Below are 22,897 nucleotides of genomic sequence, written 5' to 3'. Positions count from 1 at the left end.
CAAAAGCCAAGGGGACGGCGCTCAGTACGATCTAGTTATGTTGCAATCTCGGACCGTATTGGAACCCAAGGCCTTGAAGAAGGCTTTGGCCGTGATCAGAAACTTCAAGCAGGATTGGAGTGGCCGCGCCGTTGACGATGATGGATTGATCCATATCGCCAATGAAGCCGGTACGCGCCGGCCCTTGATCTGGTGTTTCAACGCCAGCCATGAATTTGAGCGCCTGGCCGCGGCCTTGGGGTCGGAGCAGCCACTGATCGGCTTGCGGTCGGGGCATATGGTGGCCCGTGGCGGCTACCGGTCAACCCGCCTCGATTTCAAGATAGCTGACATCTATTACGAGCGGATCCGCGAGCACTTTCCCGATGCCCGTTTCTTTATCGGCGGCAATTGCCAGGGCGCCAATACGGCAGCACGACTGAAGGAGTGTTTCGCCGTAGACGGTATCCCGGTTCTCGGGGCCTTCCACATGGAAAGCATGACGCTGCAGCCCTTCGCCGGCGATCAGGTCATGGTCTATGGTGAGCAGAGCGCCAAATTCAATCCCTGTCTGAGTGATGATGCGCTTCTGAATACGTGGGGCTCGATATTCCGGTCGGTTGAGGCCCGTGCCTTGCCCGGCGAACATGGCCGGTATTTTGAACCGGATACGATTGGGGCGCTCGCTGAAATCATATCCGAGCACATTGCCGACAAAATGGACCCGGCTGCCAGCCCCGACCCGTCAGATATTGTCGCCGAACTGTCTGGCCATGTGATGTCGCAGCCGATCGCCGGCTCAATCTTCGTATCGGTGCGCCTGTCGTCGCGTCAGCATACCGGACGGACGACGCCGCAAGGCCTGAAATTGTACGCCTTCTGGCACTGTCTTGAGCGTCTGGACGCCCGAAACGAGCTGATTGATGTGTCCGGACGCCTCTACGAAACGTCCATCCTCCTGAACCTGCAGGCGCCGGATCCGGGAATCTGGAATTTGACCCTCTATCCGGTGCTGGAAGGGGCCGGGCCGGTCAATATCGCCGCGGCCCGCCAGCGGGGCGTGGATATGGTGGTCCCTCGGCTATCGTGAGGCTTTCTCGATCAGCGTGTCGCCAAGCAGGATCGCATCGAGCCCTGTCGTCATCAGCATGGCAACCGTGTCCTCGACCGAGTGGACGATCGGTTTTCCCATAATATTCAGGCTCGTATTGAGGATGATCGGGACGCCCGTTTCCGCCTCGAAGGCCACCAGAACATCATGCAGCCAGGGATAGAGCTCCGGTGTGACCGATTGCGCCCGGCCGGTGTCGTCGGCATGTGCTACGGCGGGGATTTGCGTCAGCTTGTCCGGCCGCCAGCGCAGGGTTTTCGACATATAGGGGGTTGGCTGAGGGGTTTCGAACCAGTCTGCGAGGCGGTCTTCCGGGATCACCGGGGCGAAAGGCCTGTAGGCCTCGCGCCCTTTCACGAGACGGTTGATCTTGTCTTTCATGCCGGCCGGGCGCGGATCCGCCAGGATGGAGCGATTGCCCAGGGCGCGCGGGCCGAATTCGGCGCGGCCCCGCATCACGCCGATGATCTGGCCCTCGGCGAGTTTGCGGGCAACCAGATTGGCAGAATTCTCTCCCGCTTCGCTGACTTTGAAATGGGGGGCGGACGCCTCGATGCAGGCGGCGATCTTGGCCGGGTTCGGGGATGAGCCGAGATAAGGCGAGCGGTCGGAGCGGGCGATCGGCGCGTCCTGGTCCTCGCACCAGGCGAGCAGGGCAGCGCCGATCGCATTGCCGTCATCAGCTGGGCAGGGCGGGATATCGACCTGGTCGAGCCCGAAGCGTTGCATCACCGTGCCATTATAGGAGGAGTTCAGCGCGCATCCGCCTGTCAGGATAAGGCTGGACGGCTCGTGCTTCATGCAGCCGGCGATCAGATTGTCGGCAAATCGGCCGTAGACATATTGTCCCGATGCGGCGAGGTCAGCGGCCTGCATGATCGGTTCCTGCGGTGTCCGCGTGGCATGGGCGATGCGGGTCTCGACCTCGCTCAGTATCGCGCTGATTTCCTCATCATCGCGGTTGACCGGCCGATGGTTCTCGAAGGCCAGAACGCGGCTCAGCTCAGCGACGAGATCGTCACGAACCTCGCCAAAAGCGGCCAGGCCCATCACTTTCCATTCCTCGCCCTTGATGCCATCGAAACCGCAGCGCAGCGTCAGCCAGCCATAATAGAGACCCAGGCTGGCGCCGGCATTCCAGGCCCGCCATCTGCGTTTCAGGCGGCGGCCGGAAACAGCATATTCCGAGATGGCGCCGGTCTCGCCCTCGCCATCGATAACGAGGCAGACCGCGTCCTCGGCAGAGGAGAAGTAAACTCCGGTGGCGGCGTGGCAGGCATGGTGTTCAAAGCGCCGCACCTCGATCGGCTGGTCGGTCAGCTCGAGCAGGCGGAAGGACGCGCCGATATTGTTGAACTGGCAGCCCTGATAATCATACAGGCTGTCCAGCATATGACGCGCCATCAACGGATTGGTGAGCTCGTCCTTGGGCCGTTTATGGGTCGTCGACCAGCTGGTGCAGACTTCGATCTGGTCGCGCGCCGGATCGAAATCCACATGCGCTATGGCGTGCTCGAGATGCGCGGCCAGGTCCGGCAAAATGCCCCAGGCCCGTTTGACCTGGACGAAGCGCTCCGTTGCCTCGGCAAAGGCTACCCGGCCGTCCGGATCAATGATCGCCAGTGCCGGGTCATGGCCGGTATTGGACAGGCCGACATACCATTTCATTATTTTTGACCGATTAGCTTGATGATCTCGTTGGCAAAATCGCCCAGCGTGTCCAACTCAAAAATCATCGACGGATCAATCTCGATCTCGAAGGTTTCTTCCAGAACACCGCACATATAGACGGCATCGGCCGAGCGTATTCCGATGTCCTCCATGGCCTCATCGTAGCGGATGGCGTCCGCTGCAATATTGGTGTTTTGCGCCAGCGTCTTTTCGATCTGCGCCTTTACCTCGTCCAAGCCCATTCTCTACGTCCCCCTGGGTGTGTTGATGTCTTTGATGCCTGTGATACCGGGTCAGTCGTCCGCCCGGCCCAGAACGACCGGCAGGGTTTTGAGCCGGGCGAGCGGGTGGGATTGGTCGCGAACGACCGCCTCCGCGTCTAACTCGCAGTGAGTGAATTGCTCGAAGAAAACCGGCAAGCCAGCCGCGATGATCTCGTAAGCGAGCATTTCCCCGACGCATTTATGTCGACCTATGCCGAAGCCGACATGGCTGGCCTTCGCGGCGTGCGGACAAGCCGCTGCCGGTGTGATCTCAGGCGTCAGGTGGATGCGAACCCTGTCGCCCCGATCAAAACGGTGAGTGCCGATCTCCACCTCGTCCACGCAGAGCCGGGTGACCGAGGCGACAGCGGAGCAGACGCCGACCATTTTCCGTGCCGCAAGGGCTGCATCCTCTGCGAACGCCGCCTTCCAGTCGGCAAATCGCCCGGCATCGGACAGAACCAGATGGAGCGCATTGCTCAGCGTGTAGCTGGTGGCGATACCGCCGAGCAGGAGGGCCGCGCCCACATAAGCGGTCTCGCTCAAGCTCAGTCCTTCACAGGCCTCGGCCAGGCTGGATGCGCGCAGATGGCGGCCCTGTTCGCGGGAAAACCAGTCTTCCAGCGAGGCATGCAGCTCGGCGGCGGAGGTGTTGAACTGTTTGACCTGGCGCCAGGGCGGGAGTTCCGAGAGCAGATATTCCAGATTATTGCGCCAGCGGTCGTAGTCATCGAGTGCCTGAGGGTTAAGGCCATAGGCCTCGACGACGACGCGATTGACGAAGGCGGCGCTGTAGGCCTCGGCGAGGTTGACGGGCGAACCGGTGGGCAGGCTGGCGGCGATGCTGCCGGCGATGGCGCGGTAGTCGACCCGGGTATTGAGCAGGCTGGTCCGGCTGGCCATGGAAGCGGCGCGTTTCAGCGTCTTGTGTGTCTCGCCTTCGGAAAAGAAGATCGAGTGCGCGACATAGTCGTGAAACGCGTCGAGAGGCACGCCGAACTGCCGGTCGAGGCCGTTATAGAGATCGCCGATCCGGTTGACGCTGAGGCTCTGGCTCATCAGCGCGGGCCGGATGTTCTCCGGGTCGCGCACATCGACATGCTTAGTCATGGGCGCTTTCGAGGCGGGGAGCGCCGCGATCCTGTTTGACCCGCGAGCGCTGGATCTTGCCGCTGGACGTGCGGGGCAGGCTACCGCGTTTGCGGATGCAGATTTGCTTGAAATCGATACCGAACTGGCTGGCCAGCCGGGCATGCATGCGCGTTGTAAGGGCGCTGTGATCGGCGCCGGCCTCGGCTTTGCCCCTGAGCTCGATCTCGAGATAGCAGGACTGATCGTCATCCATCTGGTAGGCCGCCGCGGCGAGCGGGTTGAGCGCATCCGACAACTCCGCCGCGGCCCACTCGACTTCGCTGGCCATGATGTTCTGGCCGTTGATGATCAGAACATCCTTGATCCGGCCGGTGACATAGAGACGGTCGCCGATGATTTTCCCGAGATCGCCGGTACGATGATAGCGGCGGCCATTGAGCTCGCCCTGTCCCGTCGTGCCTGCCGCCTCGCCCGCCTTGAAGACCTGGCCGATCGAGGCGCCGGTCATCCAGATCTCACCGGTATCGCCTTGTGCGACGCTTTCGCCGCTGTCCGGATCGACGATACACAGATGGCTCTGATCCTCGAGCGAGAGGCTGCACGCTTCGAATAATTCCGCGCCAGCGCTGAGCGGTTCCGGAACGTAGCCGCCTGCGGCATAGAGCGTGGTCTCTGCCATGCCATAGGTGGCGTAGAGCGCTTCGGGGCGGAAGCCGGCGTTGCGGAAATGGGCGCGGAAACGATCGAACAGGCCGGCGGGAATGGGCTCGCCGCCGCAAAACAGGCGGCGCCAGCTCGACAGGTCGAGTTCATCGGCGACATCGCGCGGCACCCGGTCCATCAGGATGTTGAGGGAGAAGGCAGGGCCGCCGCAGACCACTTCCGGCAGGGATGCGATCAGCTTGAGCAGGTCGACCGGTCTTTGCAGAAAGCTGAAGGGCGCCATCTGTACGCTCGGCATGCCCAGGGCCAGCGGTATCAGTATGCCGCCTACCAGGCCCATATCGTGGAAATGCGGCATCCAGTTCACGAACTGCTCGGAGCCCATGAGATAGGCCCGCTTCGCCTTGGCTGCATTGTCCAGCGCATTGCCATTGCTGATGCCCACCCCGGTCGGGTCCTGTGTCGAGCCGGAGGTATATTGCAGGAAAACCAGGTCAGAGGCCGGGCGGTCAAAGCCCGGCAGAGCCTCGATGTCAGTCGCCTGGCCGGAACGGCTCAGGTCCTCGACGGCCCAGCTGCGCATGGCGCCCGCACCGCCAGCGCTGACCATATCCGCAAAGACGGCCAGGTCAGCGCTCTGGCAGATCACGTCTTCTGTCTGCGCATTGGCCAGGATTGTTGCTATGCGCTGGCTCTGCGGCCCGTGCCGAGGTGTCGGGATCGGCACGGCCAGCTTGCCGGCCATCAGGCAGGCCAGGAAGGTCGAGACAAAATCGATACCTGTCGGAAAGGCCAGGGCAACGCGATCGGCTTTGATCTCGCTGACAATGGACGACGCTATGCCGGCCGAACGCTGCAGCAGGTCGTCCAGCGTGTGCTGCGTCGCAACTACGCCGCCGCGGCCCGCGAAGGAAATGGCCGCCGCCCCGCTCTGCCCCAGCCGGGATTGCGGTGCGGTGTCCACAAGGTGCCGTATGAAACTGCTCATTTTATTCCCCGGGCGGGCACGCCTTCCCCCAACGCGCCACGGCCTGTTGCGAAAGCTAGTATCGTAGCGGGTTCAGGCGCAAGTTAAGTTCCTGTCAAAAGAAACAGCTGCCGTCACTGGGGACGGCAGCTGCTCTTGTGCATAAGGCAATGGTCCCCGGCGCTAGTTGCGCGGCGGGAATGTGCCCTGTGTGGTGACACACCATTTCATCGCCAGCGTCGGCATGATGATATCGAAGGCTTGGCCGCCCCCCGTATTGGCGATCATCGCGCTGTTCATGGTGCTGCCGGTCGGGTTGGCCGGGACGCTGAAAACATCCACGCCCACGGGCAATTCGGTGATTGAAGCATTGGTCGGATTGGTCACAACGCCGCTGGTGCCCGTATTTACCCGGTGATTATGTGCCGGCATGTTGGCGACGGTCAGCGTGCGGGTTTCTTCGCCCGTGCGCGTTCCCAGCCGCGGTCCTGCACCGTAGCCCACAGCGACCCTGCCGCGCAGATCCGGCAAGGCAAAGGTCGTGCGTCCATCGCCCCCATAGGTGGTCCCGTAGAGCGAGAACAAGGCCTGGTTCTGGTTGATCGGCAAAAGCTGGCCGGCAGCTTCGAGCGTGCCGCGCGGACAGAAGTTGAAGCCCTCAAGCTGAATGTCGCCGAGGAACGTACCCGGAGCGGCCTGTGCAGCTCCGGCGAGGGTAGCGGCAGCGCCTGCGGCCACTGAAAGTCTCGTTAATGCTTTAAGCATGAAAAAAATCTCCCAATCTGGGTCGAAACAAGTGGCGGTTAGTTGCGCGACGGATAGACGCCAGCGAGTGCGATGCACCAGTTCATGACGATTTGCGGCTGCTGCACCGAGAAGGACTGGCCGCCACCCGTATTGGCGATCGTGGCATTATTCATCTGCCCGCCATTCGTGTTACTGCCATAGGCCAGGAAGCCGCCGAAATCGCCGAACAGGTCACCCGCACCATCATGCGTGTCGATAACGTTGTTCGATGCCCGCATCGTGTGGCTGTGGCTCGGCATTTGCGTGCTGCTTAGAACACGCATGTCGGCACCTGAACGTTCGCCCCAGACGTAATTGCTGAGGCCTGGGCCCCGGCCAACGCCGACGGGTGTGCGCCCTTCGAAATTCGGCAGGGCGAAAGTGGTGCGGCCATCGCCGCCATAGGTGGTTCCCAGCAAGGAGAACAAGGCCGTGTTCTGAGCAATGGGCAGCAGCTGGCCCTGAGCCATGGCCCAACTACGCGGGCAGAAATTATTCCCGAACAGGCGCAGTTCACCGACGAAGGGTTCCTGGGCCGATGCGCTCGGAGCTGTGGCCAGGCCGGCGCCCATCAGCGCGGCCGCGAGAAGTGCAGATTTGAGTTTCATAACTTTATCTCCGGTTTCCGAGCTGATCAGTTGCGCGAGGGATAGATGCCCTGGAGCGCAATGCACCAGTGAATGGCCAGCGTCGGCTGTCGGATGTCGAGATACTGACCGCCGCCGGTATTGCTGATCGACCCGGCACGCATAGCCACCAGGTTATTGGGCTGATCGGTGAAGCCGTCGATAGCGCCCGCATTGCGCTCATAGATCATGGCATTGACCGGGGAGTTGGACAGATTGGTCGTAGCCGGGGTCAAATTCACCGAGTGACTGTGTGATGGCAGGTTGTTGGAGATCAGCGTTACGGTTTCGGTGCCAAATCGGGCACCCCAGCCCCAATTGCGAAGTCCCGGCGCGCGTCCGTCGCCGACGACAACCCGGCTGCGCAGGTCCGGCAGGGCAAAACTCGAGCGTCCATCGCCGCCATAGGTCGTACCCAGCAGTGAGAAGAGCGCATCATACTGTGCGATCGACAGTAGCTGGCCTTCCGCTGGGGCCCAGCCACGCGGGCAAAACCCGAACCCGACCGGCATGACGTCGCCGAGATACGGATTACTGTCAGCCTGGGTTGGCGTGGTAGCGGCGACGGTTGTTGATAGCAGTATGGCAAGGCCACCAATCGCGCGTTTCAGCGTTGGTAACATGGCGTTCCCCCTCAATTTGGTTGCGTTAAACGGTATTTAAGGCGCGCCAATCAGCTCACAACTTTAAGGCTAAGTCCAGCGAATACGGGCTGACACGGTCAAGAAAACAGAATCCGATTGTGGAAATTTGTCCGGGACAAGATGTCGACGGTCGTCGTGGTTCATTTTAAATACTGCAAAAGCAGTATGTTGCGGGTATTCATTTCAAAACTTCAAGACATTTCGAATCGGTGCAAGCACTCGAAATCTTAGGGGTTTCTGAAAATTTTTCGCTGAGAGTGATGCGCTCGGGCTGCCCGCTCCCAGATGTAGATCGCGAATAGGTAGAAAAAAACGCATGATGCGAGTAACGCATCGGGTGCGCTCGCAATAGGTGTAATTCTCTGAATTCAGGAGTTTTTTGAAACCGGCGTGGGGTGTCAGGAGGAGGGTTGCTTGCCTTTTTGAGCCATCACATGCCCGGCAAATCCAGCTCCTGCTTCGGTGTAGATATTGAATACGGTTGCGGCGCCCGCGTCTTCCAGCGCTGCGACCTCGTCGGGGAATTTGGCTATAGCCGCGATCTCACCACTGAAAGCGGCCATTTTCAGCTGGCGCACGACGGCAAGATTGGTGGTCACCTTGGGCAGAGCCAGCAGCACCAGATCGAGTTTGTGCGCCGCCTGGATGCGGTCCCAGAAATCCGCATCGCTGGGGTCGCCATGCAGCACATTGCGGCCGATCTCACACTGATTGCCGGCGGTAATCGGGTCGATATCGATGCCGATAACAACATCGCCATGGATCTCGCGCATCTTGTCGAACGCGCCCGTGCCCACGCCGCCCATGCCGATGATCGCAATCGTGGCGCCCCTTGTGTCCAGTGACTGGTCGTCCGTGATCAGGTCTTCGCGCTGCAGTCGCTTCCAGAGATCGCGGTGGCGGGTGTAGAGCCGGTGCGCAAACGTGTTCAGGGCTGCGGCCATGGCGAAGGACAGCGCTGAGGCGATGGCTATGACAATCAGCCACTGATTGTCGATCCAGCCATTGGCGACGCCGATGGCCGCAACGATAAGACCGAATTCGCTGTATGTGTTGAGATTGAGAGAGGCGAGCAGTCCGGTGCGGGCGCGCAGCTTGAAGCGGGTCAGGAGATAGAAGAACAGCGCGGATTTGAGCAGGACTGCGGGCGCAAGTAGGGCGCCGATGGCCAGCGTTTCCAGGGTGGGCTGACCGGCGAGGCCGATCGACAGGAAGAAGCCCAAGAGGAACAGGTCCTTGAAACTGAGCATGGTCTTGGCCAGCTCGTCCGCCTTGGGATGGTTGGCCATCAGCAGACCCAGCACCAGCGCGCCCAGATCGCCCTTCATCTCTACCAGTTCGAATAATTCCGCTCCGCCCATCGCCAGTAGGAAGCCGTAGAGTACGAGCAGTTCGCCATGGCCGACACGTTCGAGCAGCCGGTGCAGGAGCGGGCGCAGCGGGATCAGCAGGACGATGAAAACGGCCCAGACTGACGGGAGGGCGCCGGTGGAGACCGCAAGGAAGACAACGGCCGCGATATCCTGCATGACCAGAATGCCGATAGCGATGCGGCCGTGCATCGATGTCATCTCACCGCGTTCTTCCAGCGCTTTGACGACGAAGACAGTACTGGAAAAGCTCAGTGCGAAGGCGATCAGGAGGGCGCGCGGCAGATCGAGATCGGACAGGAAGGGGACTCCGGCCAAGGCGAGCCCATAAATGGCGAAGCCGAATGCCACGACGATGACCGAGGTGTGCAGGCTGGTCACGGCCCAAACCTGCGGACGAGCCAGCGTGCGCAGATTGAGTTTCAGCCCGACGGTGAAGAGAAGAAGCGTGATCCCCAGATCAGAGAGTTTCTCCAGCATCTCGCCGCTGGCGATGCCATAGGCGTTAAGCAGGAAGCCTGTGGCCAGGAACCCGACCAGGGGCGGCAGGCCGGCGAAGCGGGCGAGCAGGCCGAGCACAAAGGCAATGAAGATCCAAACAACGTCGCCGAGGGCGATTGCGATCCACTGGAAGTCCATGACGGGCCTTTGTCCGGCGAGCTCTCCGGGAACGGAGAATAGGGAGGTTCGCTAACACAGTAGAGCCATCCGGCCATGTCCTTCCAGAGCGCAGATTGACGCGATGCGCGTAGAGCTTGGGCATGCGGCGCAAGTGGTGCCGGGCGGTCTGATCGGCTAGATAACTCGGCAGGCTGCATCGGGGTCAAACGGAGGCGGGCAGGCGAATGGTGGACGGGCTTATCCAGTCGATCCAATACTTCATCATTATCCAGTCGGCCCTGTTCATTCTGTTCTTGAGTTTGAACGGGCGGCTGGCTCAGCTGCCCAACCGGTTTCTGGCCGGGTTGGTGCTGGTGCTGGCCGGCCATATGGCGATCAACCTGCTCGGGCCCTTGGTGAATCTGGGACTGCTCAACGCAGTCGCGGTCGGTATGGGATACGCCTACGGGCCCCTGATCTGGCTTTATGGGCGCTGCCTGGCGGAAAAACAGGTCGCAATATCCATCGGGTCGCTCTGGCATGCCGTCCCGGCCGGACTGGCGACGCTGATCGCCCTGGCGACCTCGATCAGCATTTTCCTCCTCGCGGCGGGTATCTTGATCAGCCTGGGGGTCTACGCGGTTTTGACCTGGCGTCGGCTGAGCCGGTTTCATTACATCCTCGCGCAAACCCGGGCGGACTTCGAGCCGGTCGAGCTGAATTGGCTGTCGCGCCTCGTCGCGGTGCAATTCGGGTTGCTGACCTTGAATGTCGTCAGCGTGGCCCTGGGTGCGATGGGGTATGCCGAGGCAAGCCGCGCGGTCGAGCTCGTCCTGTTTGCCGGCCTTTTGGCCATGGTCAGCCTGCTGATCTTTCATGGGATGCAATATCCGGAATTGTTCGAGGGCGTCGGACAGGAGGACCGCGACATCGCCCAGCCGCCGGCGCGGGCGGACCATGCTGACCTGGCGGAGCTGATGGAGAAGATCGATGCCCATATGGAGGTCAGCGCGGCCTATTTGCGGCCGGGACTGACCGTGAAAAGCCTCGGGCGCCAGCTCCTGGTCAATCCGGTCACCGTCTCGCAGGCGATCAATGCCGGCCGGGGGCGGAATTTTTCGGATTACGTCAACAGCCTGCGCGTCAAGCATGCCTGCAAGATGCTCGGCGATCCGGAGCAGGCCGATCAGACCGTCCTCGATGTCATGCTGGCCTCGGGCTTCAATACCAAGTCCAATTTCAACCGTTCCTTCAAACAGGAAACCGGCGCGACACCGCTCGCCTACCGCAAGGCCGCGCTGTCCGATGCGGCTGAAAAATCAGACCGATAAAAAGTTCTAAATCGCGATTCAGGTCGAAACACCCGGCCCAGCGTCTCTAGGGATGACCGCAAGGCAGATGCCGAGCGACACACCGAAGAAGGAGATGATCATGCCGCTCAAAAGACTTGTTGGGATGCTGGTGCCGGCCGTAAAGGCCGCGCTCGCCGCGGTGGGGCTGGGGGCCATGATTGCCGCCGCTAGCGCGCAATCGGCGCAATCCGATTTCCGGCCTGTGGTGGAAGAGATCGAAGCGCTGATCCAAGAGCATCATTTCAATGCTGAGGAGCTGGAGGGCGAGGGATATCGCCGGACTATGACCGCCCTGCGCGAGCTGGGAGAGACGGCATCCTCGCGTGAGGCTTTTCTCGATGGATTCCGCGCCATCTGGGCGGATGGGCCGTTCTCGCACGTCAATCTGACCGCGAGTGACGCCGATGCAGCGTCGATGAGCGCCTATTTTGACAGCATGAACGCCGGCGCCGAAGCCACCGATCTGTCCTGGAACGGGCGGACCGCCATTCTCAGCGTTCACACCATGATGGGGCAGGACACGATCGCGGCTATCGAGACCGCTTTCCGGGACATCGCTGCACAGGATGCGGAGGCGGTGATCATCGATCTGCGGCAAAATGAGGGGGGCGCCTTTGCCATGCGTCCGATCGTGTCGGGGCTGATCGATGAGCCGCTCGATGCTGGCTTCTTTATATCGCGCCGCTGGACGGATCATAATGCGCAGCTTCCCGGCGCGACCGAGTTGGCGGAGCTGGAGCCCTGGTCCGGCTGGTCGGTGCGGGCTTTCTGGGCCGATATCGTCGAGCGCGCTGTGATCCGGGTGCGGTTCCAGCCGGGCGAGGCGGTGTTTGGCGGACCGGTCTATGTGCTGACCAGCGGCCAGACCGCCAGTGCCGCCGAAATGGCAGTCGAAGCGCTGCAGTCAGCGGGGCGGGTCGAGGTGGTCGGGGAAGCGACGGCAGGTGAAATGCTGTCCCAGCAGCCCTTCGACCTGCCCGGCGGCATGCTGCTCTTCCTGCCGATTGCCGATTATTATTCGCGCCATACCGGCCGCATCGAGGGCCAGCCGATCACCCCGGATGTCCCCGCCGATGCTGATGCCGCGCTGGATCGGGCTCTGGCCCTGATTGCCGAGGCACGTCATGGCGATGAAGCTATTGTTCGTTAAAGCGGGTCACCAGGTAGACGATGATGACGGTAACGCCGTGAGCGGCCAGACCCATCGTCCACCAGGCCAGCGGCCAGAACATCACAAATCCGCCCACGCCGACGCTGATCCCGGCGAAGACGAGGGCTCCGAGCAGGAAGCTGGCCAGGTGAATCCAGAAGCTCAGGCGCAGGGCCGCGCGGACCTTGGTGTTCTTCGCCTGGATGATCTGCGCCGCTTCCGCATCCGGATCGATGCATAACGCCATGGTGTCGACATTATAGGCCGCCGCCAACGCCATCAGGGTTTCGCGTGAGGCCGGTTCGCCATTCTCGATTCGCTGCACGGTGCGCAGGCCGATACCGGCCAGATCAGCCAGGTGTTCCTGCGACCAATGGCGTTCTTCGCGCCAGCGTTTGATCTTCTCTGCGTCTGCCTTGAAGGCCATTATTATCTCCGTGTCGGTCTTGTATCGGGATTGATCGCAAAACACCAAAATCCCCGGTGAGAGGCCACGCCAGCCCTGCGCCACAGCCCCGCCAGCGGGCCGCCAGTGCCCTGCCAACGCGCATGCGGCATCACTGGGGCCTTGCCATCGAGGGGGCTGGCGAACTAGTTTCCCGGCATTGCTAACGGGCGCCGCGAGATTGATCCCGGCCGGCCCGGTCAGCTGTGACGGAGCCTCTGCCATGACCGCCATGTCCCACTCAGACCCTGCCGCTTCGGCCTTGTATGACAAGGTTGTCTTTCTGGACGAATTCAATGCGGCGACGCTTGATCGCAGCAAGTGGAATGTCGAAGGCCCCGCCTTCTGGGTGAATAATGAGGTCCAGGCCTATGTCGACAGCGCCGAGACGATCCGCCTTTTGCCGGCCGGCAGTGTCGACGGGGCGAGCGGTGGCGTGCTGGAATTGCGCACGGTCTATCAGCCCGGCTTCAAAACACCGAGCGGACGGCTGACCGATTTCGTGTCCGGCCGGATTGATACGCGCGACAAGTTCGATTTCACCCATGGCCGGGCGGCGGCCCGTGTCCGCATGCCGGCGCTTGAAGGGGTCTGGCCGGCCTTCTGGCTGCTGGGGAATGGCGAATGGCCGGATACCGGCGAGATCGATATTCTCGAATATGTCGGCGAGAAGGACTGGACAGGCGTCGCCGTGCACGGGCCCGGATATTCCGGCGATACGCCCCTGGTGAACAAGTATTTCTTCCCGCCTGAAACCGATGCGACCGACTGGCATGTCTATGCCGTGGAGTGGGATGAGGAGAAGATCATCTTCACCATTGATGACCGGGTCATCTACCGGGTGACACGGGAAATGGTCGGGGTTTACGGCGACTGGAAATTCGACACGCCGAAACACATGATCCTCAACCTCGCCCTCGGCGGTGAGTATCCGCGCAAGACCAATGCGATCGACAAGCCGGGTTATGGATTGCCGGCGGCAGCGGCCGAGTTGATCCAGCGCGAGGGCGTTGCCATCCAGATCGATTGGGTCAAGGTCACCCAGGCCGGCTGAGCCGCGATTTTGCTGTGCCGCCCGGCTGCGCTAGATAAGTGTCAAACACTTAGCCGGGGAAATCATCATGCCGAATGTCAGCGCCTACGCAGCCCAGTCGGAAACCAGCGCGCTGGCGCCGATCGCCATCGACCGCCGAGACCCGCGAGCCAATGATATCGCCATCGATATCGAGTATTGCGGGGTCTGCCATTCCGACCTGCATGCGGCGCGCAATGATTGGGGCGGCACGACCTATCCCATTGTTCCCGGACACGAGATCATCGGACGCGTCAGCGCTGTCGGATCCGAAGTAAAGGGATTCAAGCCGGGGGACCGGGTTGGCGTCGGCTGCATGGTCGATAGCTGCCAGTCCTGCTCGCCTTGCCAGGGTGGCTTCGAACAGTATTGCGAAAAGGGCATGACCGGCACCTATGACAAGGTGCTGCCAGATGGTTCGGTGACCTATGGCGGCTATTCCCGCCATATCGTGGTGCGTGAGGAATTTGTGCTGCGCATCCCGGAGGGGATGGATCCCGCGGCAGCAGCGCCGCTCCTGTGTGCCGGTATCACGACCTACTCCCCGCTTCGCCACTGGAAGGTGGGCCCGGGTCAGAAGGTCGGCATTGTCGGTCTCGGCGGCCTCGGCCATATGGGTGTGAAAATAGCGGCGGCCATGGGCGCTGAAGTGACGCTGTTCACCACCTCGCCGGGCAAAGCCGACGATGCGCGCCGCCTTGGTGCCAGCCATGTGGTCATTTCCAAGGATCGCGATCAGATGAAGGCTGTGCGCGGTCAGTTCGATCTGATCCTCAACACGGTTGCCGCGCCGCACAAGCTCGACCCCTATCTCAACGCCCTCAAGCTGGACGGGACGATGGTCATGGTCGGTTTGCCGGACGAGCCGCACCCCTCTCCGGGTATGGGGCCGCTGATCATGAAGCGCCGCTCGCTGGCGGGTTCACTGATTGGCGGGATCGCGGAGACCCAGGAAATGCTCGACTTTTGTGCCGAGCACGGCATCGCCTCGGATATCGAGATCATCGCCATGTCCGATATCAACACCGCCTATGAGCGGATGCTGAAAAGCGATGTGAAGTATCGCTTTGTCATCGATATGGCTTCGCTGGTCTAGGACCGGCCGGCCCGGTCCAGCAAGTCCCGCTTCAGGTCATCCATGTGGCTGGCGATGTCGACCGCTTCTTCATTGACCAGCCACTGATAGCAGAGCCCGAACACCGTGCCGATGAAACGGGTGGCAAAGCGCCCGGCTTCGTCTTCTGACCTGGCGAGACCGGCAGCCCGTGCCAGGTCGGCGATGTCGGCACGCGCCTGTTCGTGGAAGCGTGCCAGGCTGGCATTGATCGGAGACGGTGTCCCGACACTCTCAAACCAAAGCGTATACATGACCCGGGCTTCCGCTGGTTGGGCCTCGGCAAAGCCCACAATCGCATCGAGCCTTGAGATCAGTGCGGCAAGACCGTTGGTGCTGCCTTGGGAGTCTTCCAGTGCGGTGATCCAGTATTGCCGGGCCCGGTCGGCCAATCGCAGGAATAACTGGTCCTTGGAACCGAAACGCGCATTGGCTAGCCCGCGACTATATCCGGCGCGCTCGCCGACTTCCTTCAGCGTCGTGCGCTGGGTGCCGACCGCCAGGATCATGTCGCGAGCCGCATCGAGCATGCGTTGATCGGATGTTTCGGTGCGTTCCTGCTGGGATCTCCGTCCCGACTGGCGACCCTTATCCGCCCCGGCGTCACCGCCTGCTTGTATTGCCATTGCCGCCGTCTCCACTCCAAAGAAGTGCGCCCGGGAAGATCTCTAGCACGCCCCTTCCAGGCAAGCGAATGCTATTTGCTTGACGCAAACAAATAAGTGAATAGGCTCCGGCCTGCTCCGGGAATTGGAGCGTCAGACGGACCGGAAATGATGACCAATTACAAGGCGCCGCTGCGAGATATCGCCTTTGCGATGAGTGAAGTCTGCGATTATCAGGCGCATTATGAGCGGCTGTTTGGCGCCGACCATGCAAGCCCGGACCTGGTCGAAGCGATCACGGGTGAATACGCCCGCTTTTGCGAAAACGTCCTTGCTCCTCTCTATCGCACTGGAGACGAGGAGGGTTGTCGCTGGGAGGGAGGGCAGGTGCATACACCGCCTGGCTTCAAAGCCGCCTATGACCAGTTTGTTGCAGCCGGATGGCCGGGGCTGGCTTGTGACCCGGTCCATGGAGGCCAAGGCTTGCTGAGATCCCTGGCCCTGATCCTGGGTGAGATGTCAGGCTCCGCCAATATCGCTTTCACGCTCTATACCGGAGGGCTGGCCGGCGCCATTGAGACGCTCGCGGTTTTCGGCACGGAAGAGCAACGCGCGGTGTACGAACCGCCCCTCATTGAAGGGCGCTGGAATGCCACCATGTGCCTGACCGAACCGCATTGTGGTAGCGACCTGGGGCTGTTGAAGACACGCGCCGAGCCGGCCGACGATGGCCAGTTTGTAATCAGCGGGACCAAGATTTTCATCACCGGCGGTGAGCATGACCTGGCCGAGAATATCATCCACCTGGTGTTGGCTCGTCTACCCTATGCGCCCGAGGGCAATAAGGGGATTTCCCTCTTCATCGTGCCAAAGTTGCTGCCGGTAGGTGAAGCGCTGGAACCCAATGGCGTTTCTTGCGGCTCGATCGAGCACAAGATGGGCATCAAGGGCAGCGCGACCTGTGTCATGCACTTCGATCGGGCCCGTGGTTATATGCTCGGTGAGCCCAATCGCGGTCTGTCCGCCATGTTGCGGTTTATCAACGCATCGCGGGTCCGGGCGGCGTTTCAAGGCGTCTCCCACGCAGAGCTCGGCTTCCAGAAGTCCCTGTCCTATGCCCGAGACCGGATGCAGATGCGGTCGCTATCCGGGCCCACAAACCCCGAGGGTCCGGCCGACCCGATCATCGTCCATCCCGATGTCAGGCGAATGCTTCTGACCCAGAAAGTTTTTGCGGAGGGCAACCGGGTTATGCTGCACTATCTGGCGCAGCAATTGGATGTGGTTGAGCACGGAGTTGATGATGCCCAGCGCCGCTGTGCCGAGCGCCGTCTCGACCTTCTGACCCCGATCGCCAAGGGCTTTGCCACCGAAACCGGTTTTGAGGCGGCCAATCTCGCTTTGCAGTGTTTTGGCGGGCATGGATACATCCGCGAATGGGGTGTGGAGCAGAATGTCCGCGATGCCCGCATCGCCACGCTCTATGAGGGCACCACCGGTATTCAGGGCCTCGATCTGATCGGCCGCAAGGTGCTGGCCAACCAGGGGGCAGCGCTGCGCGAGTTTTGCGATGAGATCGACGCCTTCCGAGAGACATCGCAAGTGCGCTCCGCATTGGTTGAACACTGTCGTGCGCTCTCAGAGCTGACCACTGAATGGCAGGCGCTTGCGAGGCAAATCAGTCAACGGGCCGCGACCGACGCCAACGAAATGGGTGCGGCTTCGGTCGATTTCCTGATGTATTCCGGCTATGTCTGCCTCGCCTATTTCTGGGCCCGTTCGGCCGGCGCGGCGCTGTCAAAGGCCCGGGCGGGCGGGGATGGGGCCAGCTTCTACCAGGCCAAGCTGAAATCGGCGGATTTCTATTTCAACCACCTCCTGCCGCGCTCGCGGGCTCATGCGGCTGCGATAGGTAATGGTGGCGCCAGCATAATGGCGCTCGAAGAGGCGCATTTCGCATTTTGAATGTGTGAAAAAGGCTCCAGCATGACCGATTATCAAACTCTGCACACCAGCGAGACCGATGGCGTGCTCACCGTTCAGCTTAATCGAGAGACGGCGCGCAACAGTTTTGATCTGACGATGATTGCCGAGCTGACAGCGCTGGCGCGCCAATACCGCGACCAAACTGATTGGCATGCAATCGTGCTATGCGGCGCCGAGAAGTTTTTTTCCGCCGGTGCTGACCTCTCTGCGGCGGGCGTATTCCAGCAGCGCGGCGATGAAGCGCCAGATCAGGCGGAATTGCGCCGGATCGCCCGCGCCGGCGGGGAGATGTGTGCTGCCTGGGAAGCTTTGTCCGCCGTCACGATCGTCGCGGTTGAAGGTCCCTGTATCGGCGCGGGTGCGGCGCTGGCGCTGGCCTGTGATTTCCGCATTCTCGGATCCGGCGCCATGATGCGCTTTCCGGAGGTTCCTCTGGGCATCACGTTGAGCTGGGACACGATTCCCCGGCTGGTCGACCATATCGGGCCCGCCCTGGCCAAGGAGTGGGTGATGTTCGGCGACGCGGTAGACGCGCAGACACTGTTGCAATGGGGCGTGATCAATGCGTGCGTTGAGCAGGGGGCAGCACACTCCACAGCGCTGGGCTGGGCCGCCCGGCTGCAGCGTTTGCCGCCGCTTCCCGTCGGCTTGACCAAGCGGGCGGTGCAGGCCTGTCAGACCCCGCGCAACCCGAACGAGGTCGATGAATTCCTGTTGACCGCCACATCCGAGGACTTCGGCGAGGGCATCGCCGCCTTCCTGCAAAAGCGCCAACCTGACTTCAAACGGCGTTGATCCGTCAGTCGTCAGCTTCGCCGGACGCGCCAATTGCCGACAAAGAGCGTGTCGATCCAGTCCATGCGCAGAAAACTGGCCAGGGAATCCGCCGGTGTTTCGACGATCGGTTCGCCATTATCGTTAAAGCTCGTATTGAGAGAGACCGGTGTTCCCGTCGCTTCGCCCAGATGGGTCAGGAGGCGGTGAAAGTCAGGCGAGGCCTGTGCGCTGACGCTTTGCAGCCGCGCACTGTCATCGACGTGGGTAGCGGCCGGGATGCGGGTTCTGCCGGCTCGTGTTACGCCGGAGGTCTGCATCATGAAGGGCGAGCCGCGCGGGTCGTCGAAATAGGTCGAGATGGCCTCATGCGTCACCGCCGGTGCAAAGGGTCTGAACCATTCGCGGTGTTTGACGGCGCCATTTAGGGTGACATGACCCCATGGCGATCCGGGATTGGCGAGAATGGACCTTTGACCCAGCGAGCGAGGTCCGAATTCGCTGGCGCCCTGATGCCAACCGATGATGGCGCCTGCTGCGATCGCCTCCGCGGCGCTGGCCGCCGGGTCATCGCATGCCTCCCAGCGGATGCCGTTATGTGCCTGCAGCACGTCGGATATCTCTTCATTGCTGTAGTGGCCGCCCAGGGCGATTTGCGGTGTCCAGTCTGGCAAGGAGCCGTGGCGCTGGTGGATCAGCCAGGCCAGCGCGCCTATCGACAGGCCGGCATCTCCCGGAGATGGCGGGACGAACACATCGCTTACTGGCAAGTTCCGGCGCAGGGCGGCGTTCATCACCGAATTGAGGGCAACCCCGCCGGCCAGTGCGGCAGTGACCGGTTTGTGCTGGGCGCACAGGCCCTGCATGCGGTGTTCGACGGATTGCTCCAGTTCGGTCTGAATCCAGGCGGCGATATCGGCGTCAATCCGTCGGAGCGGCTTGTCGCCGCGTGGTTCGGGGAGCGGGCATTCCTGCTGGGTAAACCAGTCGATCACATCCTGAACGCCGTCGGCGCTATTGCGCATGCGCGTTTCCGGGTTTTCGCAACGCTCAAACAGGGTCAGCTCGCCAAACCGTGCCGGATCGCCGAAAGCAGCCAGGCCCATGGTTTTCCCCGAGGCGTGATAATTGCCGAAACCGAGATAGCGGGTGAGTTTGGAATAAGCCTTGCCATAGCCGACATGGCCCGGCCCGGCGTGATCGCGGGCGACCAATTCAAGGGTATTACCGCGCCACAGGAAGTAGCTCGTCCGCTCGACTGCGTTGAAGCCGACCACCTTGGAGGTGCGCGGGGCAAGCAGGCTGTCCTCATTGTCGATCACAGCGACCAGCGCATCCGTCACCCCGGCCAGCGCCAGTGCGCTATAGGCGTGTGCCTCATGGTGCGAGCCCATCAAGCGGATTTCGCCGCGAAAGCCCGGCAAGGCATCGCGAATGACACGCTCGACCGCATCCGTTTCCGATGCTGTGGGTGGATTTTCCAATCCGAATGTCGACACGGCAATGGCGGCGATATCGCTGGCCTGCAAACCCTTGCGCCGCAATAGATAGGCGAGCCCGGCCTGGAAGCGGCCATCATACTTGATCCGGCTGACGCGCTCTTCCGCGATCGCGAATACCAGCTCTCCATCGCTCGCCAGGGCGCAATTTCCGTCGGCGAGAAACTGGCCGTCCAGATAGGAACAGTGAATGCCCAAGAGGTGTTCGGTCATGCCTTGCTTCCCCACAGGATCAAGGTGCTGGGAACTCGTTCCAGCTTGTCCCGGCTGTAGACGTTGAGCGGGGAATTCTCCCCGTGTTTTGAACGGCGGGCGAACATGTCGTCACGGGCCGGCGGTCGCGGCTCCAGCATGCCGTCAAGGCGAAAGCCCGCAGCGAGAAAGTCGGTAAGGATCGCATCGAGCGGGCGCTTGACCCGGTGTAGCCGGCAGCTGACCTCCTGCTCCGGGAAATCGTAATCCCAGCTGTCCCAACCCTCGGCAAAATAGTCACCGACAATCAGTTGCCCTCCCTTCCATGCGCCGGCGATCCGCCAGGGATGGTCGAGGGCCAGCACCAGGCGTCCGCCTTGTGCCAGTGCGAGGTGAATATCCGTCAGCGCTGCGCGCAGGTCTGCGGCATACATCAGGGCATAGATCGATACCGCGAGATCGAATTGACCCGGCATGTCGCGGCAGGCCCGGCTGTCGCCAATCGCGAACTGGGCCCTGGCTTTGCGGCTCTCGGCGAGTTTGCGGGCAAACCCGATCTGGGAGGCGGAGGGGTCAAGGCCCAGAGCCTGTTCCGCTCCGCGTTCTGCCAACCAGATCGTGTTCTGCCCGCCGCCGCAGCCGAGGTCGAGGACACGTAGCCCAGTGACATCGCCGATCAGGCCGAGCTCACTTTCGTCCGGGCACATCGGGCCGTAGTGGAAATGCTCCGGGCTGATTTCATAGCGGTCCTGGTAGGCCGATGAAATCCGGTCCCAGGCATCGGCGATCCGGGTCTCGACGTCGGTGTCGTCAACACTCATAGAACGCACCGGCCTAGACGAAAGCATTGACCCGGAGGAGCCAGGGGCAGGCCCCGTCCAGCTCTTCCGCGGCCCAATCGCGATAACGGGCCCAGGCCGCGTCCCAGACCCGAAGCGCCAGGCGCCAGATCTGCACCGCTTCCGCTTCGCTCGTGACTTCACCGCGGAAGACCCGCAGCTCGGCTGCCTTGAGCGCGGCCTTGTGCTCAATCATGTCCGACCATCCGGCGGCCTGGAGATGCTCTTTTTCTCGCTTCTGAAGCAGGACCTGGAGGTGATTGCCGGCAAAGAGATCATCCCAGCCGAAGGACAGGCTGATGCAATCCTTGATCGCCTCCAGAGCGTAAAAACAGGCCTCTTCCGCGAAAACTTCCGGCCGTTGCGACACCGGCACGGCATTGGGGAGGTGGTCGAGCACATTGCGATAATGGCTCAATGCCTCGTGGATCGAAGCAATCCATTCAGTGCGTGAGGGCAGTGGATCCGGCAGGTGCAGCTTGTCGAGCAGGGCCGCTTCACCCCAAAGCACCTTATACCCGCCAAGCCAACCGATCCCAATCGAGGGCGGTAGCGAGAAACGGCTGTCGGCTTGGCCGCCGTCGAGCACTTTGGTGGTCAGTTCCAGGACCGGTTTGCCGCGGTCGGCTTCCGGGCGCCAGGCTACTGTGTAGGGGTGGCAGTCAACACGAAAGGCGATGCCCAAGGCGGACAATCGCTCGCGTATCCGTGCCCAGTTGCGCGCAGCGGCGAGGCGCAGATCGGCAGCGCGGCCAGGCTTGGCGATCAAATAAGCGTTGACGTTGGGACGGTCGGGATTGTGCAGACCGCGGGTATAACTGCCGGTGAGAAAGGCGAGCTCAGCCAGGTCGGGATTGCGTTCGCAGGTTTCAACGATCGAAGCCAGAAGGATGTCATCGATGATTTCTGTCCAGGCCAGGTCCGGCCGAGTTGCAACTTCAGGGTTATCCATGAAGCCCTCCCGCTCATAAGAATGTTACCCGCTTAGGCGTGATAGTGATTGACACACTATCTATGGTGGTTCAGCGTTAAGAATATTGTCCCGGGAGGTCAAGATGGACAGCAAGGATTTCGCGAAGGCACTCAAGGAAGACTCTAGCCTGCTTGAAAAATGGGTCGTGGCCGAGGCGGCTGACTTCAACAAACTGCTGGCGTCGGATCCGGACATCCTCGGGCGATTATTCGCCGCTGAACCTACTTATGTTGCCCAGGCTATCGCCTCGGATGAGACCGTTCTGCAGCATGTCGTTACGACCGAGGCTGCTGCAGTGGGGCGTGTGCTGGCCACTGAAAATGCCGCCATGAATGAGGTGGTGACAATGGAGGCGGCCGCTGTCGGGCAGGCTCTGGCGATGGAGTCGGCAGCGATGGATCATGTCGTGACCATGGAATCTGCCGCCGTGGGCCGCGCTTTGGCGAACGAGGCCTCTGCCTTGAATAAGATCGTCACGATGGAATCCGCCGCCGTCGGACAGGCCATGGCCATGGAAGGTGCGGCCATGGATGATCTCGTGGTGATGGAGTCCGCTGCTGTCGGCCGGGCTCTCGCCAATGAAGCCTCTGCCCTGAACAAGATTGTGACCATGGAGTCCGCGGCCATTGGCCAGGCCTTGGCCATGGAAGGCGCGGCCATGGATGACCTAGTGGTGATGGAAGCCGCTGCCGTCGGCCGGGCCCTCGCCAACGAAGCCTCCGCCCTCAATGAAATCGTGGTGATGGAGTCTGCAGCGGTTGGCCAGGCTCTGGCCATGGAAGGCGCGGCCATGGACGATGTTGTGGTGATGGAAGCGGCTGCCGTCGGGCGCGCGCTGGCGAATGAATCCGCTGCCATGGACCATATCGTCGTCATGGAGGCCGCCGCTCTCGGTCAGGCTTTGACCAAAAACGGCAAGGCGCTGGAACATATGATGATGGCCGAGCCCAGCATGATCGGGCATGCGCTGTCGAAAATGGTGCAGCGCTTCAATTCGCTGGCCGGGGCGGTCGAGGAAGTTCGCGAGCTGGTCGGTGGCCCGGCGCTGCAGCTGGAACGTCCGGCGCAGGCCAAGGAAATGCTTGCCGGTCTCAAGGACTAGGCGGGGCTGAAAAGCGTGAGAA

The 22,897-nt window shown here is 61.6% G+C and carries 21 protein-coding genes; 8 read left to right on the top strand and 13 right to left on the bottom strand.

Annotated elements, in window-relative coordinates; all coding sequences use genetic code 11:
* The first annotated feature begins 37 nt into the window (after window positions 1–37).
* Window positions 38–1,069, top strand: coding sequence for a hypothetical protein (locus tag Q1V57_RS13685; protein WP_300531971.1), 1,032 nt, complete (start codon window positions 38–40; stop codon window positions 1,067–1,069).
* Here Q1V57_RS13685 and Q1V57_RS13680 read toward each other — a convergent pair.
* The 8 genes from Q1V57_RS13680 to Q1V57_RS13645 form a co-directional block, all read right to left on the bottom strand.
* Entirely contained in the window at window positions 1,061–2,758 is a 1,698-nt protein-coding gene (locus tag Q1V57_RS13680) for a carbamoyltransferase C-terminal domain-containing protein (protein ID WP_300531969.1), read from the bottom strand. The genes Q1V57_RS13685 and Q1V57_RS13680 overlap by 9 nt on opposite strands.
* The gene (locus tag Q1V57_RS13675) at window positions 2,758–3,003 is read right to left on the bottom strand and encodes an acyl carrier protein (RefSeq protein ID WP_300531968.1); all 246 of its coding nucleotides are present in this window, start codon (window positions 3,001–3,003) and stop codon (window positions 2,758–2,760) included. The genes Q1V57_RS13680 and Q1V57_RS13675 overlap by 1 nt, the downstream gene beginning before the upstream one ends.
* A gap of 51 nt (window positions 3,004–3,054) precedes the next feature.
* A complete protein-coding gene (locus Q1V57_RS13670; RefSeq protein ID WP_300531965.1) occupies window positions 3,055–4,134 on the bottom strand; it encodes a hypothetical protein in 1,080 nt (359 codons plus the stop codon).
* Window positions 4,127–5,767, bottom strand: a complete 1,641-nt coding sequence (locus tag Q1V57_RS13665; protein WP_300531962.1) for an AMP-binding protein — start codon at window positions 5,765–5,767, stop codon at window positions 4,127–4,129. Before Q1V57_RS13665 ends, Q1V57_RS13670 begins: the two co-directional genes overlap by 8 nt.
* Window positions 5,768–5,929: 162 nt before the next feature.
* On the bottom strand, window positions 5,930–6,511 hold the full coding sequence (locus Q1V57_RS13660; protein WP_300531959.1) for a tail fiber protein: 582 nt from the start codon (window positions 6,509–6,511) through the stop codon (window positions 5,930–5,932).
* Window positions 6,512–6,549: 38 nt separating this feature from the next.
* Window positions 6,550–7,140: a tail fiber protein gene (locus Q1V57_RS13655; RefSeq protein WP_300531956.1), complete on the bottom strand. Its 591-nt coding sequence runs from the start codon at window positions 7,138–7,140 to the stop codon at window positions 6,550–6,552.
* A gap of 26 nt (window positions 7,141–7,166) precedes the next feature.
* Entirely contained in the window at window positions 7,167–7,781 is a 615-nt protein-coding gene (locus Q1V57_RS13650; RefSeq protein WP_300531954.1) for a tail fiber protein, read from the bottom strand.
* 419 nt (window positions 7,782–8,200) lie between these two features.
* Complete coding sequence (locus Q1V57_RS13645; RefSeq protein ID WP_300531951.1) at window positions 8,201–9,811, bottom strand: cation:proton antiporter; 1,611 nt, start codon at window positions 9,809–9,811, stop codon at window positions 8,201–8,203.
* Between the two features lie 206 nt (window positions 9,812–10,017).
* Between Q1V57_RS13645 and Q1V57_RS13640 the strand changes: the two genes are divergently transcribed.
* Window positions 10,018–11,103 carry a helix-turn-helix domain-containing protein gene (locus Q1V57_RS13640; protein WP_300531948.1) on the top strand — a complete coding sequence of 362 codons (1,086 nt, stop codon included), beginning with the start codon at window positions 10,018–10,020 and terminating at the stop codon, window positions 11,101–11,103.
* A gap of 100 nt (window positions 11,104–11,203) precedes the next feature.
* Complete coding sequence (locus Q1V57_RS13635; protein WP_300531946.1) at window positions 11,204–12,274, top strand: S41 family peptidase; 1,071 nt, start codon at window positions 11,204–11,206, stop codon at window positions 12,272–12,274.
* On the opposite strand, the gene Q1V57_RS13630 is transcribed toward Q1V57_RS13635, so the two are convergent.
* Entirely contained in the window at window positions 12,261–12,701 is a 441-nt protein-coding gene (locus Q1V57_RS13630; protein WP_300531943.1) for an XRE family transcriptional regulator, read from the bottom strand. The genes Q1V57_RS13635 and Q1V57_RS13630 overlap by 14 nt on opposite strands.
* A gap of 241 nt (window positions 12,702–12,942) precedes the next feature.
* Here Q1V57_RS13630 and Q1V57_RS13625 point away from each other — a divergent pair, with 241 nt between their 5' ends.
* Complete coding sequence (locus tag Q1V57_RS13625; protein WP_300531941.1) at window positions 12,943–13,773, top strand: glycoside hydrolase family 16 protein; 831 nt, start codon at window positions 12,943–12,945, stop codon at window positions 13,771–13,773.
* Between the two features lie 67 nt (window positions 13,774–13,840).
* Window positions 13,841–14,887 (top strand): NAD(P)-dependent alcohol dehydrogenase, encoded by a 1,047-nt coding sequence (locus Q1V57_RS13620; RefSeq protein WP_300531939.1) that lies wholly within the window; start codon window positions 13,841–13,843, stop codon window positions 14,885–14,887.
* Here Q1V57_RS13620 and Q1V57_RS13615 read toward each other — a convergent pair.
* The gene (locus Q1V57_RS13615) at window positions 14,884–15,531 is read right to left on the bottom strand and encodes a TetR/AcrR family transcriptional regulator (RefSeq protein WP_300531937.1); all 648 of its coding nucleotides are present in this window, start codon (window positions 15,529–15,531) and stop codon (window positions 14,884–14,886) included. The genes Q1V57_RS13620 and Q1V57_RS13615 overlap by 4 nt on opposite strands.
* 150 nt (window positions 15,532–15,681) lie before the next feature.
* Here Q1V57_RS13615 and Q1V57_RS13610 point away from each other — a divergent pair, with 150 nt between their 5' ends.
* Together Q1V57_RS13610 and Q1V57_RS13605 are read left to right on the top strand one after the other, a co-directional pair.
* Window positions 15,682–17,475, top strand: a complete 1,794-nt coding sequence (locus Q1V57_RS13610) for an acyl-CoA dehydrogenase C-terminal domain-containing protein (RefSeq protein ID WP_366145165.1) — start codon at window positions 15,682–15,684, stop codon at window positions 17,473–17,475.
* A gap of 21 nt (window positions 17,476–17,496) precedes the next feature.
* A complete protein-coding gene (locus Q1V57_RS13605; RefSeq protein WP_300531932.1) occupies window positions 17,497–18,291 on the top strand; it encodes an enoyl-CoA hydratase/isomerase family protein in 795 nt (264 codons plus the stop codon).
* A gap of 11 nt (window positions 18,292–18,302) precedes the next feature.
* Here the strand turns inward: Q1V57_RS13605 and Q1V57_RS13600 are convergent, their stop codons facing one another.
* Genes Q1V57_RS13600 through Q1V57_RS13590 form a run of 3 tightly spaced genes read right to left on the bottom strand, consistent with a single transcriptional unit; the run spans window position 18,303 to window position 21,752 of the window.
* The gene (locus Q1V57_RS13600) at window positions 18,303–19,982 is read right to left on the bottom strand and encodes a carbamoyltransferase C-terminal domain-containing protein (RefSeq protein ID WP_300531930.1); all 1,680 of its coding nucleotides are present in this window, start codon (window positions 19,980–19,982) and stop codon (window positions 18,303–18,305) included.
* Window positions 19,979–20,782: a class I SAM-dependent methyltransferase gene (locus tag Q1V57_RS13595; protein WP_300531927.1), complete on the bottom strand. Its 804-nt coding sequence runs from the start codon at window positions 20,780–20,782 to the stop codon at window positions 19,979–19,981. The genes Q1V57_RS13600 and Q1V57_RS13595 overlap by 4 nt, the downstream gene beginning before the upstream one ends.
* Window positions 20,783–20,795: 13 nt before the next feature.
* Complete coding sequence (locus tag Q1V57_RS13590; protein ID WP_300531925.1) at window positions 20,796–21,752, bottom strand: hypothetical protein; 957 nt, start codon at window positions 21,750–21,752, stop codon at window positions 20,796–20,798.
* A gap of 103 nt (window positions 21,753–21,855) precedes the next feature.
* On the opposite strand from Q1V57_RS13590, the gene Q1V57_RS13585 reads away from it, so the two are divergent.
* Window positions 21,856–22,875 carry a hypothetical protein gene (locus Q1V57_RS13585; RefSeq protein WP_300531923.1) on the top strand — a complete coding sequence of 340 codons (1,020 nt, stop codon included), beginning with the start codon at window positions 21,856–21,858 and terminating at the stop codon, window positions 22,873–22,875.
* Window positions 22,876–22,897 lie beyond the last annotated feature (22 nt).

The sequence above is a fragment of the Maricaulis sp. genome, from assembly GCF_030149425.1.
Lineage (GTDB): Bacteria > Pseudomonadota > Alphaproteobacteria > Caulobacterales > Maricaulaceae > Maricaulis.
Note: the sequence above shows the minus strand (reverse complement) of the source record. Positions and strands in the feature narration are given on the sequence as shown.